This is a genomic window from Lacrimispora sp. YZC11 (genome assembly GCF_057543815.1).
Genome location: NZ_BAAJYQ010000014.1, coordinates 1 through 18,930, shown reverse-complemented (window position 1 = coordinate 18,930; position 18,930 = coordinate 1). Strand labels below are relative to the sequence as shown.

The following is an 18,930-nucleotide window of genomic DNA, read 5'->3' as shown; positions in this document are numbered from 1 at the left end:
GCAGAGATATGAAAAATAATCTAGATAAAAACGGTTTAACAGGCATCTGGAAAGCACTATTTTTGTTTTTGACGGCCGCCATTTTTCTTGCCATGTTTCTTCCAATGTGGAATGTATTTGTGGTGTCCACCTCAACGGCCCTTGATTCCTCACAGAGCGGGATCAAACTGTGGTGGACAAAATTCAGTGTGGAAGGCTTTTTCTATGTATTCCGGGTGACAAAAATGGCACGGCCGTTTCTCAATTCTCTTTTTATTACCACCGCAGGTACTGTGATCCAGGTTCTTTTGTCAGCCCTTGCAGGCTATGTCCTGATACAAAAGAGCCTGCCATTTAAAAATGTTATTTCCTCATTTATCATGCTCACCATGATGGTGCCGGGTGACTTAACCCTGATATCCGTTTACCAGTTGAATAAGCAGCTGTCATTGTTAAATACTTATCAGGGATTGGTTCTAAACGGACTGGTGTCCGGCTTCAGCATTATGATGATGAGGAATTACTTTGAGACGGTTCCTTATTCCCTTGCAGAATCAGCCAGAATGGACGGGGCAGGAGAGCTGAAAATTTTCGGAAGTATTTATATGCCCATATCCCTTCCGGGATTTGCGACAGTTTTTTTCATGGAGTATGTAGCCAGGTGGAATTCGATCATGCTTCCGGCGACCTTGATTACGGATGAGAAAAATTATACCCTTCCTCTGATGTTAAAGCAGATGATCATGTCTGTGGATTCCACTTCGGGGACGGCGGCGACTCCGGATAACGCGATTATGGCGGCGATTGTGATCTCCACCATACCGCTTCTGATCATTTATATGTTTGCCCAGAGGTTTCTGTTGGAGGGAATAAATATGGGAGCCGTTAAGGGCTAAGGAGGACAGATATGAAGGAGAAGACAATCACATTTCAAAGGACGGTTGGGAAAGAGGAAGAAGGGCTGTATTTAGAAGTACCGTTTTTTGTACCGGATCAGGCAGCCTCCATGGAAATATCATATGAATACGACCGGAACGGGAACATCATAGATTTCGGCCTTTTGAACGAAAAGGGAGAATTGATCGGCTGGTCCGGCTCCAACCGGAGCCGGATCGTTATTTCGGATCATAGGAGCATGGCTGGTTTTGCGTCGGTTCCTGTAAAGCAGGGACAGTGGAGCATACTTCTGGGAGCTTATAAGGTAGAAGAACAGGGAGTGGTAATTACATACAGGGTTACGTTCTATTTAAAAGGCCTTAAGCTGTACAAGGGAGATACCCACATTCATTCCAGCGGCTCCGATGGAAATATGACTCCGGAAGAACTGTCCCTTGCCGCCGGAAGAGAAGGGCTTGATTTCTTGTTTGTTACGGATCACAACAATTATGCTCATAATTACCATCTCAGTTCCACGGATCTGGTAACCATGATTCCGGGAGTGGAGTGGACCCATTACAAAGGACATATGGGAATGCTGGGAAGAAAACGCCCGTTTAAAAACTTTATTTCCAATTCTCTGGAAAAGACCGTGGAAATCGTGGAGGAAGCTAGGGAAAACGGAGCGTTTACGGTGATAAACCATCCCTTCTGTTACTGGTGCGGCTGGGAATGGGGGATGGTGAAGGTTCCCTTTGATGGGGTGGAGGTTTGGAACGGAGGTCTGATGCCGGAGAGGAATCAGGCCTGCCTGGACTGGTGGGATGACAGGCTTAAGGAAGGGAAAAGGATTCCAATAACAGGAGGCAGTGATTTCCATAAATATGAGCCGGGAAGGATGCCGGCCTCCCCTTGTACCTGCGTGTACGCGCTGTCAAATTCCGCTGAGGATCTATTGGAAGGACTAAAAAAAGGGCATTCCTTTCTGACCATATCGTCGGAAGGCCCCATGATGGAAACCTGGGCAGGAGATAATTTAATGGGAGATGAGATTCTTATAGGAAGCGAAATCATGTTTACCTTCTGGAACTTAAAAAAGGGCGATGTCCTTATCCTGATTTCCCAGGACGGCAGGGAAGAAATTCCCTGTAAATCAGACCGGCTTTCCATTCAAAGAACCACTGGAAAGGCAGGATATCTCCGGGCAGAAATCAGGCGGAGCCTTATTAAGGATTATCCTTATATTCCGGTGTTCCTTTCAAATCCTTATTACATAACAGGTGAAAAAAATGATAAAGAATGAATTAATGACAAATGAAACGATAAAAAGGGTCCACGTGGTTTTCATGACCCATTTTGATATGGGATTTACGGATCTGGCGGACCGTGTTCTTTCCAACTATATCCATGATTATATTCCTGAAGCCATCGGGCTTGCCATGGACTTAAACCGGGATGGAAGGAAACGGTTTATCTGGACCCTGGGGGCATTTTTAATTGACCAGTATTTAAAAAAAGCCTCGCAGGAGGAAGTACAGAAGTTAAAAGATGCTGTGGCAAGAGGTGATATCTGTTGGCATGGACTGGCTTTTACCACTCATACGGAACTGATGGATGCTGACCTGATGAATTTTAATTTAAGCTATGGGGACAGACTGGACAGAGAGTTTGGAAGAGAGACCATCGCTGCAAAACTTACGGATGTACCCGGGCATACGAAGGCCATGGTGCCAATCATGGCCAGCCATGGGAAACAATACCTCCACATCGGAGTAAATGCCTCCTCCATGAATCCAATGGTTCCGGGAAGCTTTGTATGGCAGTTAGGAGACAGCGAGATACTTGTCCAGTATTCTCCGGCTTATGGCTCGACCTGTTACGAAGAGGGCATGGAGGATGTTCTGGAGTTCGTTTTCTTAGGAGATAATCTGGGCATTCCTACCAGGGAAGAGGTTTTAAGGCAATTAAAAGCATTGGAAAAGAAATATCCGGGCGCAGCAGTGGAGGCCTCTACTTTGGACGCTTATGCCGGGAAGCTTTGGGAAAGAAGAGAAAAGCTGCCTGTAATAAGGGAGGAAATCGGGGATACCTGGATTCACGGCATAGCCTCGGATCCGGTAAAGGTCAGCATCTTTAGACGGCTTCTGAGCCTTAAAGATCAATGGAAGAAACAAGGGAAGTTTGATTATGAAAAACAGGAATTTCATGGCTTTATGGAAAATCTTCTGATGGTATGCGAGCATACGTGGGCGCTGGATTATAAGAAGCACTTATTTGATTTTGAGAACTGGGAAAAAGAAGATTTTAAGAAAGCCAGAAAAGAAAATCTTGTAACGGAGGCCATGTTTACGGAAAGAAATACGGCTCTTTTACATGCAATATACAGGGAAAAGAAAGTGGATCACTTAGAAAGCACCTATGACCGGTACGAAAGTTCCTATGAGGAACAGCGGGCCTACTTACGCGAAGCAGTACGGCTGCTGCCGGAACAGTTTAGAGAGGAAGCCGGGCAGGTGTTTCCATTGGATCCGTTACCAAGGGAAGAGACATGGGAAGAAGGAGAGAGGGTCCATCCCTTTGAGATCATCTCCATATTGGACTGGAAAACGGCATTTGACGGAAACGGTTCTGTGGTTTACCTGGAAAAGGCGGGAAGGGTCTGGATCCAGTCAGGCTGCTTTGGCCGTTTTTCTTATGAGACCTATGGGGCCATGGATACGATATCGGAATTTTATGAGTACAACCATGCTTTTAAGGAGAATATGGCCTGGTCGGAAGCAGACTTTTCAAAGCCCGGACTGGAAACCGTGGAGGGGCTTTCTAACAGGAATTATTCCTTTGGAGTGCGGGATATGAGAAGATTTAATACTGGGGTGAGAATCCGTCTTGCAGGGAATCCGAGAGCTGTAAGTGAATACGGCTGCCCTGAACGGGCATGGCTCACCTATACCTTTGGAGAAGAGCTGTTGTGTGATCTTTTGTGGGAAAATAAAGATGCCAATAAAATGCCGGAAGCCCTTTGGTTTGATGTTAATATTGATGTGGAGAACCCCTTCCTATGGAAAATGAAGATCATGGATCAGGAAATCTCTCCCCTGGAAGTGGTAAAGGGAGGGAACCGGAGACAGCACTGCACAGAAAAGCTGGTTTATGACGGGGCGGATGGAACCATAGAAATACGAAATCAGGATTCCCCTCTGGTAAGTGTAGGGGGAAGGCGGCTATACGGCGGCTGTCTGGAGCTTCCTGATATGAAAAAAGGATTTTCCTACTGCCTGTTTAACAATAAATGGGGAACAAACTTTCCCATGTGGTGCCAGGATGACTGCAGGTTCCAGTATGTCTTAAGCATTCATAATAAGTAAAAGGGAATATTTGACAAATCCATGGAACCAGTGTAAGATAAAAAAATGGAATTTAATCCAGAGAAATATGAAAGAAAAGTTATGGATAACCCCATGGTTTTTGTGGAAAAAGTAATGGAAAACGAAAAATCATGTGGAAATTGTCAACAATCAGGAGGAGTAGATGAAGAAAAAGAATGGGTTGATGAAGATTCTGATTATCCTTCCCATATTGCTGTTTGTTTTGCTTGTTGGGTGGATCGGGGTAACTGAATGGAATGGTGCACAGGGGGAAAAGATGCCTGTGACAGAGGCCGTTCCGGGAGAAAGCCTGGCCCAATCAGATTCTGAGGCATCAGAAGAAACGGAAGTCCTGACGGTGGAGGAATCCCAGTCTCAGGAAGAAACCGCTTTAACTGAGGCAGAAACAGAGCCAAATCCAGCCGTTCATCTTCTTTTTGCTGGTGATATATTACTATCTAGTCATGTAACAACTGCTTATGATAAGGAGGGGAGCATAAATGGGGTCCTGGATGAAGGATATCGCGCTGAAATCGGCGGTGCAGACATCTTTATGGCCAACCAGGAATTTCCCTTCAGCGGCCGGGGCTCTGCAGCGCCGGATAAGCAGTTTACCTTCCGCCTGCCGCCCTCTAAGGTTTTTATGATGAATGAAATCGGAGTGGATATCGTTACCCTGGCTAATAACCATTCCCTTGATTACGGAACGGATGCTCTTGTGGATACCTGCACTGCCCTTGATGGAGCCGGCATTAAGTACGTGGGGGCAGGCCCTGATATGAACCGGGCCAAACAGCTTGAGAAGATAGACGTGAATGGGAAGGCCATAGGCTTTCTGGCGGCGTCAAGGGTCTATCCCGAAGCTAACTGGGTGGCGAACAGCAAGAAACCAGGCATGGTAAGCGGTTATGACCCCACCATCCTTTTGGAGGAAATTAAGAAGGCAAAAGAAAGCTGTGATTATCTGGTGGTCTACGTCCACTGGGGAGTGGAGCGGGATGAGAAACCACAGGAATACCAGAGGGTATTAGGTAAGCAGATCATCGATGCAGGGGCTGACCTTGTGATCGGAAGCCATCCTCATGTTCTTCAGGGAATTGAATACTACAACGGCAAGCCCATCTGCTACAGCCTCGGCAATTTTATCTTTGGAAGCAGCATCCCAAAGACAGCCCTGATACGGGCCCAGGTGGATTTTGCCCAGGGAAGCACCACCTTGTCCCTGGTCCCGGGGACCTCGAAGGCAGGCTATACCAGAACGCTGACCCAGGAAGACGAAATTCAGGGATTTTACCAGTATTTCCAAAGAATATCCTTTGGCGTGTCAGTTGATGAAAACGGCGTCATTCACAATAATGGCAATTAAACTCAGACGAGGTATCTGTCACCCTGGCAGATGCCTCGTTCTTTTAGCCGTTTAGCCAGAGTGCCTAGGACCAGCTTTTTATTACCGCTCCATAAAGGCGAAAGAAGAAGCTTTTTCGGCCCATCCCCGCTGATCCGGTGTATGACCACCTCGGTCGGAAGGAGGGCTATGCAATCAATCACTAAGTCCACGTATTCCTCTAAGGTATAGACAGGAACCAGGCCCTTTTCATATTCTGCGGCAAGGTCAGTTCCTTTTAACACATGAAGAAGCTGAAGCTTGATTCCGTCGATTCCATGTTCCCCCAGGTGGCCCAGATAGTTTACGGTTTCCAGAATCATGTCTCTGGTTTCCCCCGGCAGCCCTAAAATAACATGAGCGATGACCGTAAGCCCTGCTTCCTTTAAATTCTGATAGGCTTCAAAGAAAGTAGAAAGGGGATACCCCCTCCGGATGTGGTTTGCCGTGGATTCGTGAATGGTCTGAAGACCCAGCTCCACCCATACAGGCTTAATCCGGTTTAATCTTTCTAACAGCTTTAAGACATCAGGCGGAAGACAGTCGGGACGGGTGGCAATGGAAAGGACCGCCACATCCGGATGGCTGATGGCCTGGGTAAACAGCTCTTCTAAATAAGGTACAGGAGCGTAGGTGTTGGTGTATGACTGGAAATATGCGATAAACCTGGCTTCCCCCGGCTTTAGTTTTCCCTGGATCCGGTTGCGGGCAGATTCCATCTGAGTGGTGACAGAAGAATGGAGTGCCAGGGATTCGGCAAATTCTCCGGATCCGCCGCCGCTGCAGAAGATGCAGCCACCGGTTCCCAGGGTCCCATCCCGGTTTGGACAGGTCATGCCGCCGTCAAGAGCCAATTTATATACTTTTTGTCCGTATTGTTTCTTCATCTCATAGTCAAGAGAATGATAAGGTTTTTCATTCCAGAACATGTATTCCTCTTTTCTGCCCATGCTTTTTGGGCAGGGACCGCCCCGTTTTACCGGGGAGAAAGGTATGCCCGCAGGGTATTCTCACCGGGTTTATTTTTGATTGTTTCATTATACGGGAACCCCGGATGAGCTGTCAAATTATTTTATAGGTTTTCGTAAAATATTGTATTGTGAAAACTTTGGCATTTATGATATACTCGTAGCAATGGCCCAGCCCGAAAAGCGTGGGCAGTAAATCGGAAAAGGAGAGCAAATGACATGAAAATAAGCGATACGATTCAGCTGCTGGAATCTAGAGAGTCAGAAAAGCTTATGACTGCTTTATACGGAGAAGAGGCGGTCAAGGAAAATATTGAACGCTATCAGAGTCTTGTGAGAAACTTCCAGAAGAAATTTCCGGAGGATGATGTGATGTTGTTTTCCTCACCGGGGCGCACGGAGATCAGCGGAAACCATACTGACCATAACCACGGAAAAGTGCTTGCTGGAAGCATTAATCTGGATTGCGTGGGAGTAGCCGCAAAAAACAACAGCAGGAAAGTGAATATTATCAGTGAAACCTATGACCAGAGCTTTGAGATTGATTTAGACGACTTAGCTCCAAGCGATAAGAAGGCAGGGACCATTGATCTGGTAAAAGGGCTTTTAAAGGGCTTTTTAGAGGCAGGGTACGAGATCGGCGGCTTTGATGCCTGCATAACCAGCAATGTCATCAGTGCGGCAGGTGTCAGCTCCTCCGCTTCGTTTGAGATGCTGCTTTGCTCTGTTTTAAATACATTCTTTAACAATAGCGCCATGGATACCGTGGCCTATGCCCATATCGGCCGGTTCTCTGAAAACGTGTACTGGGACAAGGCTTCCGGCCTTTTAGACCAGATGGCATGTGCGGTAGGGGGACTTATTACCATTGATTTTAAGGACCCGGCAGCTCCGGTTGTAGAGAAGATTGATTTTGATTTCAGTTCTAAAAACCACAGCCTAATTATTGTCAATACAGGAAAGGGTCATGCGGATTTAAGCGCGGACTATTCCTCGGTTCCGGCAGAAATGAAAAAGGTTGCTGAATTCTTTGGAAAAGAAGTCTGCGCCGAAATCACGGAACAAGAGGTCATTGACAATTTACAGGAAATCAGGGACTTTGCCGGTGACCGTTCTGTTCTTCGCGCCCTTCATTTCTTTGAAGAGAATAAGCGGGTAGATGCAGAAGTGGCGGCTTTAAAGGAAAACCGGTTCGAGGACTTTTTAAAGAATATCACCGAATCTGGAAATTCTTCATGGAAATGGCTTCAGAACTGCTTCACCAATACCAGCTTCCAGGAACAGGGAATCACCGTTGCCCTGGCTCTTACGGAACTTTTCCTGGCAGAGAAAAAGAAAGGTGCATGCAGAATACATGGAGGCGGATTTGCCGGTGTCATCATGACCATGCTGCCTAACGAGCTGGTAGAAGAATATATTTCCTATATCGAGAAATCCATGGGAGAGGGCAATGCTTACCGGATGAGCATCAGGCCTTATGGTGCCATCTGTTTCAATGAGATAATCAATCAATAATAATTGTAAATTCTGCCGCAATAGAGTAAAATAGAAGTAAGAAACGTCAGAAGAGAACGTGTGGCAGAAGGAGGCATTATGAAAGAAAAGAAAAATCTGGTCATCACCATCGGGAGGCAGTACGGAAGCGGCGGCCGAATCGTGGGAAAAGCTCTTGCAGAGGAGCTGGGAATTCATTTTTATGATGAAGAGATTTTAACCATAACATCGGAGCAAAGCGCCGTTGGAGAGGTATTTTTCCGTCTGGCAGATGAAAAAGCGGGAAGCAATCTGCTTTATAAAATCGTTAGCGGCTTAAAGCCCCAGCTTGGGAAACCCTCTACGGATGCGGATATTGTGAAACCGGAGAATTTATTCCGTTTCCAGTCCCAGGTCATTAAAGAACTGGCTTCGGAAGAGTCCTGCATCATTGCCGGACGGTGTGGGGATTACATCTTAGGCCGTGAGAAGGAAGCGTTCCCGGGCCTGGTAAAAATCTTTGTTTATGCGGATACCGAAACCCTCATCAGTCGTACCATGGAGGTCGATAAGGTTGATGAGAAAGAAGCAACAAAGCGTGTAAAGAAGATTAACCGGGAGAGGAAGGAGTACTACCGTTACTATACCGGAGGCAACTGGGAGGATTGGGACAATTATGACCTGATCATCAATACCAGCTGCATTGACCTGGAACAGACAGCGAAACTGATTAAGGATTATATTAAGCTTAGAGGGATTGAGCTATAAAGAAACACTTAAAACGGCGGCTTTGATTAAAATTTCAAAGCCGCCGTTTTTATGTCCGGGCTGGTATTTCATTGAATTAATTTTACCGTTCCGTGGATTTTTCCGGTACCAGCACCGACAAGGCGCTATCTAAGTCATTCTTAAAATAAACCAGGTTTCCTTTGTTGCATTCATAGATAAAATCCTTTAAACTTTTGCTGGTATAGTGTGAAAAATCTCCTACGATTGCAAGTTTAAACTGGTAGTTTGAAAATTTCTGCAGGATTTCCCCAGCTAAACCCGTTTTAAGATCAAAGAAGCTTTCATCAAGGCTTTCTTTATACAGGATCATACCAATGCAATTAGAGTGGTATTGGGACGTAGCCATTATATCAAGGATATCTTGAGCGTTAGTTATTTTATCGTCCTTATCAACAATGGCAATATTCTGGTTTTTTATTGTTTTAATATTCATTGAAATCCTTCTTTCTTTAGAAATGGAGCTGCTATATCCAATATATTTGTCAGTATATGTCTTCAGCCTTGAAGAATGCGGGTTTCAGCCATTGGAGCCAGGGCAGCAAGCCTGCGTGCCGTTTTATGGGCATTAATGGTAACATCATTTTCTCCGGTAATTGATTTGAATCCCTTGTTTCGTATAGGCTTCCTTAAAAATCCTCCTGTCTAAAAGTTTCAACCATTTCCATAATTAACTGAATGATCGCCTGTGCAAATTGGATGTTCCCCCATATGGTGACACGCACTCTGCATTCTGATTCCAAAAACTGTGCATGCATGGTCGGATGACCATATTCCGGTAGATTGGTATTCAGAGCGGCAGTAACAGTATTCATAATTCGAATGGCATCATCCATTCCTTCGACATCGATATCAATTACGGAAGATACTTTTATTTCATAGCCGGATTTTTTTATGGAATGGATGTTTTCCTTTCCGGTTGGCAGTTTTGTGCTTTCCATAAAAACACTTAAGTCATGTCCGGTCACTCTCCAGCTTTTTCCGATCTTTCCTGCTCTCAGCTTGCCTTCCCTGATGTAGCGCTGGATGGTCTTTGGGTGGATATTGAGCATTTCTGATATTTGCTCCACTGAATAATATTTTTCTTTCATATCAATTACTCCTTATTATTCCTATAAATGACGTATATAAGTAATAATAAGGTATAAAAGGGAATGTGTCAAGTATTTGTTTCAAGCAGCTTTTATATTATTAAAACAAAATACAGTAAGATGTACTGTAACCTCCGATATCTTCAAAATAACAAACATAACAGATACGGCCTATTTCAATCGTTGGGAATCAAAAGGAGGGGGTGATTACCCCCCTCCTACTCGATTTCCGTATTTGTTTAAATGCTGAAGTATAGAATGCGTTTACCCCTTTATTGGGTATTTTTTAGCATTCAGTTCTGCTTTGTTTTCAACAGCTTTGGAAATGTCGATGTCAAAGTGTTCGCATATTCGGCAGAGATACCAAAATACATCGGCAAGCTCTTCCTGTAAATGTCCAAATGTCTCAGGATTTTGCATAATGCCGTCGTCAATAGTTTTCTATCCTAAATAAATAAGTTCACATTGGATTCTTCCGCATCTCCCAGATAAGCACCTACGCCTCCAAGTTCCACTCCGTCGATCAATTCCTCGGGCTGGATTCCCATGACATCCATGCTCATGGTGCAGGCCACAATCTTCACTCCGGATTTCATGGCCTTTTGAATCAGGGTTTCCAGTGAATCCACATTTTTATCATTCATGATTTTTTTCATCATGGCGGTTCCCATGCCGGCCATATTCATTTTTGAAAGCTTTAATTTTTTACTGCCCCTGGGAAGCATGAATCCAAACATGGATTCCATCAGTGATTTGCGGACCGGCTGCTTTTCGGCCTTTCTTAATGCAGTCAGCCCCCAGAAGGTAAAGAACATGGTAACAGGTCTGCCCATGGCAGCAGCACCATTGGCAATGATAAAGCTTGCCAGAACTTTGTCAAGATCACCGGAAAATACGATGATGGTCTTACCTTCGGCTGCTTCCTTTTTTTCGAGGGCAGCAGGACCTCCTTTCTTTACCAGGGCAACGTAGTCCTTTCCCCTGAGTTCACAGGCCATAAGCTCATTTCCGGTACGCCTGCACCAGGCACCGATGTCCTGGGTGAAACCTGGATCAGAGGCAGATACCTCCATGACAGCCCCATCCGGCATTTCCTTCATGGTTTCAAACACTTTCATGATGGGGCCTGGGCACTGCATGCCGCTGCAATCTAAGCGCATGGCAGAGGTGGGAATATTTTTAGTCTCCATCTGGCCGCTGTCGGAATAGATGGCTTCTTCGGAAGGCTGAATCCCATAGGTTGCATAATGGGTCGACTGATAGAACTTTGCGCCGCCGGGATAAAGCCTGACATTATGAAATCCGTGGTGCATCAGGATGCGGGCCGCATTGTAAGCCCGGACCCCAATGGCGCAGAAAACGATGGTTTTCCTGGAAGGGTCCAGCTCCTTTAAACGGCTTCTTAACTGACCCAGGGGTATGTGGGTTGCATTTGGAAGGGAAAAGGCCATCAGCTCCGCATCCTCTCTTACATCAAGGATCACCGCTTCCGGGCTTTGCTCCACCGCATCCCAGGAGGTAAATGCAACCTTTCCTGTAATCAGGTTTTCAGCAACAAATCCTGCCATGTTGACCGGATCCTTTGCAGAGGAGAAGGGTGGGGCATAGGCAAGCTCCAGGCTTTGTAAGTCAGGGATCCCTGCTCCAAGGCGGATGGCCACCGCTAAAGTGTCGATCCGTTTATCAACTCCATCCCGGCCCACGATCTGCGCTCCGAAAATCTTTTTTCCGTCGGTGGAGAAAAGAAGCTTTAAGGTTATGGGTACGGCTCCGGGATAATAGCCCGCATGGGAATTCTGGGTAATGATGATGCTTTCAAAGTCCCTTCCCTTTTGAAGGCCCCTCTTGATCAGTGCCTTTTCATTTGCGCCGGTAGAAGCCACAGCTAAATCAAATACCTTTGCAACGGACGTTCCCTGGGTTTTTTTATAGGTTTCCTGAGTCCCTGCAATATTATTGGCTGCTATGCGCCCCTGTTTGTTGGCAGGACCTGCAAGTGGGATCATTGCTGGTTCCCTAAATATGAGGTCATCAACCTGAATCACATCGCCTACGGCATAAATATCCGGATCCGAGGTCCTTAAATAATCATCAACCACAATGCCGCCCCGTTCATTGACGGCAATGCCGGCTGCCTTTGCCAGTTCACTGTTAGGCCGGACGCCGATGGAGAGGATGACAAGCTCTGCGGAGAGAGTTTTACCACTTTTTAAAGTAATGGCCACAGATCCATCCTGATCTTCAAACGCAGCAACACCATCACCCAGGTGAAGGTCCACACCGTTTTGCAGAATGTGTTCGTGGAGCAGCTGGGCCATTTCGTAGTCAACGGGAGTCATAACCTGGTCCAGCATTTCAATGAGAGAAACAGAAAGTCCTGCGTGGCGGAGGTTTTCAGCCATTTCAAGGCCAATAAAGCCTCCGCCGATGACGGCGGCAGTTTTGATTTTGTTCTCCTTAATCAGAGCACGGATGCGGTCGGTGTCAGGAACTGTCCAGAGAGTCTGGATGCGGGAAGACCCGATTCCAGGAATGGGCGGGCGGACTGGTGAGGAACCGGTGGAAATGACTAAGGTATCATAGGTTTCCTCATAGGTTTCCCCGGAATCCAGCCTGCGGACCGTAATTGTCTTATTCTCCCGGTCAATGGAGGAAACTTCGTTTTTTACCCTGACATCAATGCCATACTTTTTTTTCATGGCTTCCGGCGTCTGCAGCAGCAATGCATCCCTGGATTTTATTACATCACCCACATGATAAGGGAGGCCGCAGTTGGCGTAGGAAATGTATTCCCCCCGCTCCAGCATGATGATATTTGCCTCCTCATCAAGCCTGCGCAGCCTGGCTGCACAGCTGGCTCCTCCGGCTACTCCGCCGATAATTACAATTTTTTTCATAATATGCCTCCTGCTATATTTTTAAAATAATCAATGGTCCTATGTTGTTTCGTTCAGTATAAACAAAAATTTAGGATATGTCTGTGATTGAGTCACACAACAGCCATTGCCCAGTGACAAGGATCCTTATTATAAAATAATTGATTAATTTAATTTTGTACAATTAAATTTTATAAATCCATTGACAAATACCCAATAACGTTTTATGATAAATATAGTTTTAATAAATGTAATTTTGCATAATATAAAAAGGAGGTACATGAAATGTCTGTTTATGATTTTACAGTGAAAGAAATGAATGGCACAGAGAAACCCCTATCCGATTACACAGGCAAGGTGTTACTGATCGTCAATACGGCAACGGTTTGCGGGTTTACTCCACAGTATACGGATCTTCAGACTATGTATGACGAGTATGCTGTCAATGGGTTTGAGATTCTTGATTTTCCCTGCAACCAGTTTGGAAACCAGGCGCCTGGCGACAACGCAGAAATTCATTCCTTTTGTACCGGACGCTTTGGAGTTACCTTCCCCCAGTTTGCAAAGATTGATGTAAATGGGGAGGATGCCATTCCCCTGTACCGGTATCTGGTGAATGAAAAGGGCTTTGAAGGCTTTGACCCGGGACATGAGCTGACATCCCGTCTGGAACAGAAGTTTGAAGAGCTTAATCCAAATTATAAAAATGAACCGGATATTAAATGGAATTTCACCAAATTCCTTGTGGACCGCCAGGGAAATGTAGTCAGGCGTTTTGAGCCCACCGCAGATATGAACTATGTGAAAGAATGTGTAAAGAGCTTACTGTGAAAAGCAGGTAGAGGATAGCAGTGGGAGAGAGGAGATAAGTTATGGATTATGAGAAATTAAAACTGGAGAACCAGCTTTGCTTTCCGCTATATGCCTGCTCCCGCGAGATCATTAAACGGTATAAACCATTTCTTGATGAGATCGGGCTGACTTATACCCAGTATATTGCCATGATGGTATTATGGGAGAGGAAGCGGGTCACCATTAAGAAGATGGGAGAGCTTCTGTATTTGGACAGCGGCACCTTAACTCCCTTGTTAAAAAAGATGGAAGCTGCGGGCCTGCTTAAACGGAGCCGTGACAGAGCAGACGAGAGAAGTGTGATCGTTGAACTGACAGAAAAAGGGGACCAGCTAAAGGACCAGGCTGTAACCATCCCGGACCGGATGGCTCAATGTGTTCCCGTGAATGAAGAGGATTCCAAGGTCTTATACCGGCTTCTGTATCAGATTTTAGGCCAAACCGATCAAAATTCGGAAAAATAAATAGAAAACCCAACGAAAGCACCCCCGCGTGAATCCTGATTTTCGCGAGGGTGCTTTTGTATTCATGCCTTAGCTGTATAATCGGTTTACCAGGAGAGATTACAGCATCTAGGAACCGTAAAATCCATATTAAAAAATTCGCCGATCCCTTGAGGGAAGGTAAAAATGTTGAGCGGATCATATTTCTCTTTCACCTTTTTTAATCTGCATACATGGGTACCATAGTATTCTTCAAGATAGCAGGGAAGGCATGCATAGGGGAAATTCACATAAGAGCCGTTGGTGACCGATTCTAAATAGCTGAATTTTTCAGTTACCCAGGCGGCATTTTTGCATCGATGGTCTTCAAAAACGGTATCAAGCCAAACGATAAAGTTGGCATCGCGGTAGAAAAATGCGGTTTCATCCACATCCACCTCTGCCACCTTGCCTCCCAGGGCGTAAAAGGAAATGCTGGCATATACGGAACCTTCGGCCCGTTCTTTTATAAGCCCGGCAATATTATAGCTTTCGCAGCTGCTAAAGTCCCGCACAGCAAAACGGCTTGCTGACTTGAACTTTTCAAAGGGAGGATAAAAGTCCCCGATAATTGTAACAGCTTCCAGGAAGGTCACGTATTTTAAACTGTATTTTACACCTCCAAGCTCAAGGAGGGGAGCAATGATTCCCAGGGCTACCTCAGGAGGTCCGTAAAAAATACCCCTTGCGATGATTGCAAGCCCTTCCATAAGATCGTTATAGATCCTTGAAATCAAGGTTACCCTCTGATCGGCATCTTTCAGCCAGTCCTGCCAGGTCAGCAGAAACAAAGACTGCTTCTCCTGGTCTGCATGGGGATATCTTATGTCAATGAGTGTAACTTTATTTACCTTTTGAGGAAGGCGGAAGGTCATGGAAACGACTACACCAAAGTTCCCTCCCCCTGCTCCCCGGCATGCCCAAAATAAATCGGCGTTTTCCTGTGAATTGGCTTTTATGATGCGGCCTTCATAATTGACCATACGGATTTCTAAAAGATTGTCGCAGCCAAGGCCAAAATAGCGGCAGGAGAGTCCGAAGCCTCCGCCTAATGCATATCCACCGACCCCTACCGAGGGGCAGGTCCCGCCAGGGAAGGGGTAACCTTTTGATGAGACGAATTCGTATAGCTGCTTGTTTGTTACGCCTCCCTGAACGTGAAGTAAATGGGCGTCTTCATCTATGGCAAGCTGGTTCATTTCACTTAAATCAATGTCAAGCACATCATCGCCGGTGGAGTAGCCTTCATAGTTATGGCCTCCATTTCGGATCCGCAGGCAGACGTGGTTCATTCGGGACCACAAAACCGCATTGCTGACATCTTCCTGGTTCTGGCAGTAAACAATGGCCAGGGGGAATTTTTGAACCGCCCTGTTATATACTTGTCTTAGTTCATGATAACAAGGGTCATCTGGAGTAACAACGCGACCGGTAAGCCCGTTAAAATTACAGGTGTTCATGAGGATTGCCTCCTTTCCTAATAACATGTTATTAAAAAGGAAGACATTTGGTTCGGCGTGTATATACCTCGACCCTGACCTGTCTCAGAATATCAGTAAATCTTGTTAAGTTCCAGAAACAGTTCGGCAACCGATGGGTCGAACTGTGTTCCTGCACAGCGTCTGATTTCTTCCATTGCATTCTGACTGTCCATTGCCATGCGGTAAACCAGATTGCTTGTCATGGCATCATAGGCGTCGGCAACTGCCAGAATGCGGCAGAGCAATGGGATTTCATTTTCTTTTAAGCCTCTGGGATACCCGGTTCCATCCCATCTCTCATGGTGGGAGAGGATATACTCGGATACTGTGGAGAGTTCAGGCGTGTTCTGGGCGATGCGGTAACCGATTTCCGGATGTCGTTTCACTTCCTTCCACTCCTCGTCGCTTAAGGGGCCGGGTTTCTTCAGGATTTCCATGCTGATTCCGACTTTTCCGATATCGTGGAGCATGGACAGAAGGGCTAAATCGTTTTTTTCTTCAGGAGCCAGATCCAGCTTTTCAGCCATTGCAATGCAGTAGGTTTCAATCCTTAAAGCATGCTCTTCTGTTTCCATGCTCTTTTCATGAAGAGTGGCCAAAAGTGTGTTTATGATGCGGTTACGCCAGCTTTTTCCTTCTAAAAGCTTTTTGTGATACATTTGTTCTTCCGCTTTTTGCAGGATCTGATGAAGATTTTCATATACGCTGTGTTTTACGTCAAATCCCAGTGATACGCTGATCTGCAGAGGAAGGCGGTCGTTTTTCTTAAATTCTTCCTCCAGCTGCTGTATGATGTCCTGGGCCTTAATGGTATCGGTTTTCGGCAAAAGGATCAGGAATTCATCCCCTCCCCATCTGCCTGCGATCCCGTTTTTTTGTATGGTATGCTGAAATGTTTTGGCAACTTCCTTTAATAGGAGGTCTCCCGTTTTGTGACCAAAGACATCATTGGTTACCTTTAGACCATTAACATCGCCCATAATTACCGCAATGGGCAGCATGGAGGCCCTGTCGATCCGGATCATTTCCTCCTCTATGTACCTGCGGTTGAATATTTCAGTTAAAGAATCATGATAGCTTAAATACATAATTCTTCGCTGCTGCCTTTTTTCGTGGCTTACATCATGAAAGACCATGACAACTCCGTACATATGTCCGGTTTGGTCCTTAATGGGGGCGGCGCTGTCTGTAATGGGAATAAAATCCCCCTGTCTGTTTAAAAGAACGGTATGATTGGCAAGGCCTACGATCTTTCCCGTCTTAAGTACTGCACTGATTGGATTAGAAATGGATTCTCCTGTGGCTTCATTTCTTAAATCAAAGATTTCTTCGAATGGCCTTTCGGATGCAGTCTCATTATTCCAGCCCGTAATTTCCTGGGCGGCTTGATTTAAATAGGTAACTTTTCCTTCATTATCGGTGGTAACGACACCGTCTCCAATGGAGTTAAGGGTAACGCTTAACAATTCATTGTCCCAATAAAGGTCGTATCTGAATTTTTCACGGTCTGATACGTCAAAGATGATGGAGAAGAGCTGATTTTCCCCTTCATAGGTGATTGGACTGGAATATACGTCTACCATTTTAACTTCCCCGCTCTTTAATCGGTGGGTAAACAGAGAATAGGGCTTTTCATTGTTGTGGTTCTGAACACGCATCCGTTTGATGGCATCATTGGAAGTTTCACTGATGTCCTGTATGTGCATGGCTAAAATTTCTTCCCTGGTATAGCCGTAAAACCTGCAGGCCGATGGGTTGGCATTGAGTATTTTTCCGGTTTTCATATCAATGATCAGCATGACTGCTGAGTGCTCCGTAAACATGGAATTTAAGTTTTCAAGGAGCTGTTCTTTATCTTCCCGCAGTTTTTTTAATTCTGTAATATCTAGGCGTGATCCGATGATATAGGAAACTTTACCGTTTTCTTTGACAGGGGTAAGCCGAACCAGCCAGTCCCTGGGGCTTCCCTTAAACTCTACGGTTTCCTCGTACATTATGGTTACCCCGGTAGCGACGCATTTTTTGTATCCCTCCTGCAAAATACCACCCACATCATCACCCATTGCTTCTATGGGCGTTTTTCCTTCCATGAGAGGAATGGTCATTCCGGTCAGCTTCTGATGGACCGAATTGTTCCGGATATAGCGGAATTCTCCATTTTTATATTCCAGAAAAAATAATCCATCCTGGGTGCTGTTAAAAAAAATGTCAATTTCCCGGGTAAGTCTTTCATTAATCTCCCTTTGAGATTCTAATTCTCCATTGATTTCCGTAATTTCGTCAAAAATCGCCGCCAGGCCATCTGGCGCGGGAGTGTAAACAGTAACCTTAAAGCTGCGCTTCCCAATGATCACGGTGAAATGCTTTTCTTTTTCTGCATTGCCTAAGTGTTCATGAAACGTATGCCACGCGGAGGCTTTTGCTTCATCCTTCAGAAGCAGTGATACGTTATTATGAAATGCTTTTTCTTTGTCAAGGCTCCAGAGATCAAAAAAGGCGTCATTTGCTTCTGCAAGAACATATTCCCGAGCGCGTTCCGTACTTCCAATGATAATTTCATAATAGGCATAGCCTAACGGCATCTGCATGAAAAAAATTTCTCTTCCCTCTTTTGTCATAACAGGACCCCCTTTACGCGATTTTAGAATGTAAGGTGTCAAAACTTTGTTGTTTATAATAGAATAATATCAAAAGTTTTTTCATTAGGCAATTCAATATTTATGATTCTCTGTAAGTATTTTCCATATATGGACAAAATCACTCTCGTTTTCTGAATTTTCCAAACAGGACATATCAGGCAGGGTCTGGTTTGAGAAGGAGGGAAGATACCATGGACAAGTGGGAACCTATGATCCGTCGAATGCTATTTTTCGGTGTTTTGCTTTGTCAATATTTTACAAAAATATAATTTTTTAGGGCTGACAGGTACTATTCTGATTTCTAAATCATAAAATATGGAAAATTGCTTAATTGAAAGGCAGTAATCTTATGACTCCTTGCCCTGAAGGATTGTTCTCTTACACAATTCAATCCGGTGATACACTATGGCTTCTTTCTCAGCGCTTTCGTACTACCGTAGATGAAATTATGGCTGTTAATCCGGGAATAGCTCCAAGTAATTTGTTGGTTGGGCAGGTGATCTGCGTTCCCCGTGGAACCAGGAACCGCAATATGCCATCCCAGACCCAACCCCAGACTCAGCCTCAGACTCAACCGCAGCCGCAGCCTATGACCCGGCCGCAGACGCAGCCTATGACGCAGCCCACGACCCGGCCGCAGACGCAGCCTATGACGCAGCCGCAGACGCAGCCTATGAC

14 protein-coding genes are annotated in these 18,930 nt (G+C 45.4%); 8 read left to right on the top strand and 6 right to left on the bottom strand.

Annotated elements, in window-relative coordinates; genetic code table 11:
* The first annotated feature begins 8 nt into the window (after nucleotides 1-8).
* The 4 genes from AC27IJ_RS13870 to AC27IJ_RS13855 all read left to right on the top strand — a co-directional run bounded on the left by AC27IJ_RS13870 (nucleotide 9) and on the right by AC27IJ_RS13855 (nucleotide 5,586).
* Complete coding sequence (locus AC27IJ_RS13870; RefSeq protein WP_487149399.1) at nucleotides 9-875, top strand: carbohydrate ABC transporter permease; 867 nt, start codon at nucleotides 9-11, stop codon at nucleotides 873-875.
* Between the two features lie 11 nt (nucleotides 876-886).
* Nucleotides 887-2,158, top strand: a complete 1,272-nt coding sequence (locus AC27IJ_RS13865) for a CehA/McbA family metallohydrolase (RefSeq protein ID WP_487149397.1) — start codon at nucleotides 887-889, stop codon at nucleotides 2,156-2,158.
* Nucleotides 2,145-4,220, top strand: coding sequence for a DUF5054 domain-containing protein (locus tag AC27IJ_RS13860; protein WP_487149395.1), 2,076 nt, complete (start codon nucleotides 2,145-2,147; stop codon nucleotides 4,218-4,220). Before AC27IJ_RS13865 ends, AC27IJ_RS13860 begins: the two co-directional genes overlap by 14 nt.
* Nucleotides 4,221-4,383: 163 nt before the next feature.
* A complete protein-coding gene (locus AC27IJ_RS13855; RefSeq protein WP_312445320.1) occupies nucleotides 4,384-5,586 on the top strand; it encodes a CapA family protein in 1,203 nt (400 codons plus the stop codon).
* Nucleotides 5,587-5,588: 2 nt separating this feature from the next.
* On the opposite strand, the gene mnmL is transcribed toward AC27IJ_RS13855, so the two are convergent.
* Nucleotides 5,589-6,533 (bottom strand): tRNA modification radical SAM protein MnmL/YtqA, encoded by a 945-nt coding sequence (gene mnmL / locus AC27IJ_RS13850; protein ID WP_312445322.1) that lies wholly within the window; start codon nucleotides 6,531-6,533, stop codon nucleotides 5,589-5,591.
* 258 nt (nucleotides 6,534-6,791) lie between these two features.
* On the opposite strand from mnmL, the gene AC27IJ_RS13845 reads away from it, so the two are divergent.
* Together AC27IJ_RS13845 and AC27IJ_RS13840 are read left to right on the top strand one after the other, a co-directional pair.
* Nucleotides 6,792-8,087, top strand: a complete 1,296-nt coding sequence (locus AC27IJ_RS13845) for a galactokinase (RefSeq protein WP_312445324.1) — start codon at nucleotides 6,792-6,794, stop codon at nucleotides 8,085-8,087.
* A gap of 78 nt (nucleotides 8,088-8,165) precedes the next feature.
* Complete coding sequence (locus AC27IJ_RS13840; RefSeq protein ID WP_312445326.1) at nucleotides 8,166-8,813, top strand: cytidylate kinase-like family protein; 648 nt, start codon at nucleotides 8,166-8,168, stop codon at nucleotides 8,811-8,813.
* Nucleotides 8,814-8,895: 82 nt separating this feature from the next.
* On the opposite strand, the gene AC27IJ_RS13835 is transcribed toward AC27IJ_RS13840, so the two are convergent.
* The 3 genes from AC27IJ_RS13835 to AC27IJ_RS13825 form a co-directional block, all read right to left on the bottom strand.
* Nucleotides 8,896-9,267: a DUF4180 domain-containing protein gene (locus AC27IJ_RS13835; RefSeq protein WP_312445328.1), complete on the bottom strand. Its 372-nt coding sequence runs from the start codon at nucleotides 9,265-9,267 to the stop codon at nucleotides 8,896-8,898.
* A gap of 193 nt (nucleotides 9,268-9,460) precedes the next feature.
* Nucleotides 9,461-9,922 (bottom strand): helix-turn-helix domain-containing protein, encoded by a 462-nt coding sequence (locus AC27IJ_RS13830; protein WP_312445330.1) that lies wholly within the window; start codon nucleotides 9,920-9,922, stop codon nucleotides 9,461-9,463.
* A gap of 446 nt (nucleotides 9,923-10,368) precedes the next feature.
* Entirely contained in the window at nucleotides 10,369-12,819 is a 2,451-nt protein-coding gene (locus AC27IJ_RS13825) for an FAD-dependent oxidoreductase (protein WP_487149391.1), read from the bottom strand.
* Between the two features lie 264 nt (nucleotides 12,820-13,083).
* Here AC27IJ_RS13825 and AC27IJ_RS13820 point away from each other — a divergent pair, with 264 nt between their 5' ends.
* The gene (locus AC27IJ_RS13820; protein WP_312445334.1) at nucleotides 13,084-13,629 is read left to right on the top strand and encodes a glutathione peroxidase; all 546 of its coding nucleotides are present in this window, start codon (nucleotides 13,084-13,086) and stop codon (nucleotides 13,627-13,629) included.
* A gap of 41 nt (nucleotides 13,630-13,670) precedes the next feature.
* Entirely contained in the window at nucleotides 13,671-14,114 is a 444-nt protein-coding gene (locus AC27IJ_RS13815) for a MarR family winged helix-turn-helix transcriptional regulator (protein ID WP_312445335.1), read from the top strand.
* A gap of 86 nt (nucleotides 14,115-14,200) precedes the next feature.
* Here AC27IJ_RS13815 and AC27IJ_RS13810 read toward each other — a convergent pair whose 3' ends face one another.
* Both AC27IJ_RS13810 and AC27IJ_RS13805 read right to left on the bottom strand, forming a co-directional pair.
* Entirely contained in the window at nucleotides 14,201-15,592 is a 1,392-nt protein-coding gene (locus AC27IJ_RS13810; protein ID WP_487149389.1) for an FAD-binding oxidoreductase, read from the bottom strand.
* Nucleotides 15,593-15,684: 92 nt separating this feature from the next.
* Nucleotides 15,685-18,231, bottom strand: a complete 2,547-nt coding sequence (locus AC27IJ_RS13805; protein WP_487149387.1) for an HD domain-containing phosphohydrolase — start codon at nucleotides 18,229-18,231, stop codon at nucleotides 15,685-15,687.
* Nucleotides 18,232-18,930 lie beyond the last annotated feature (699 nt).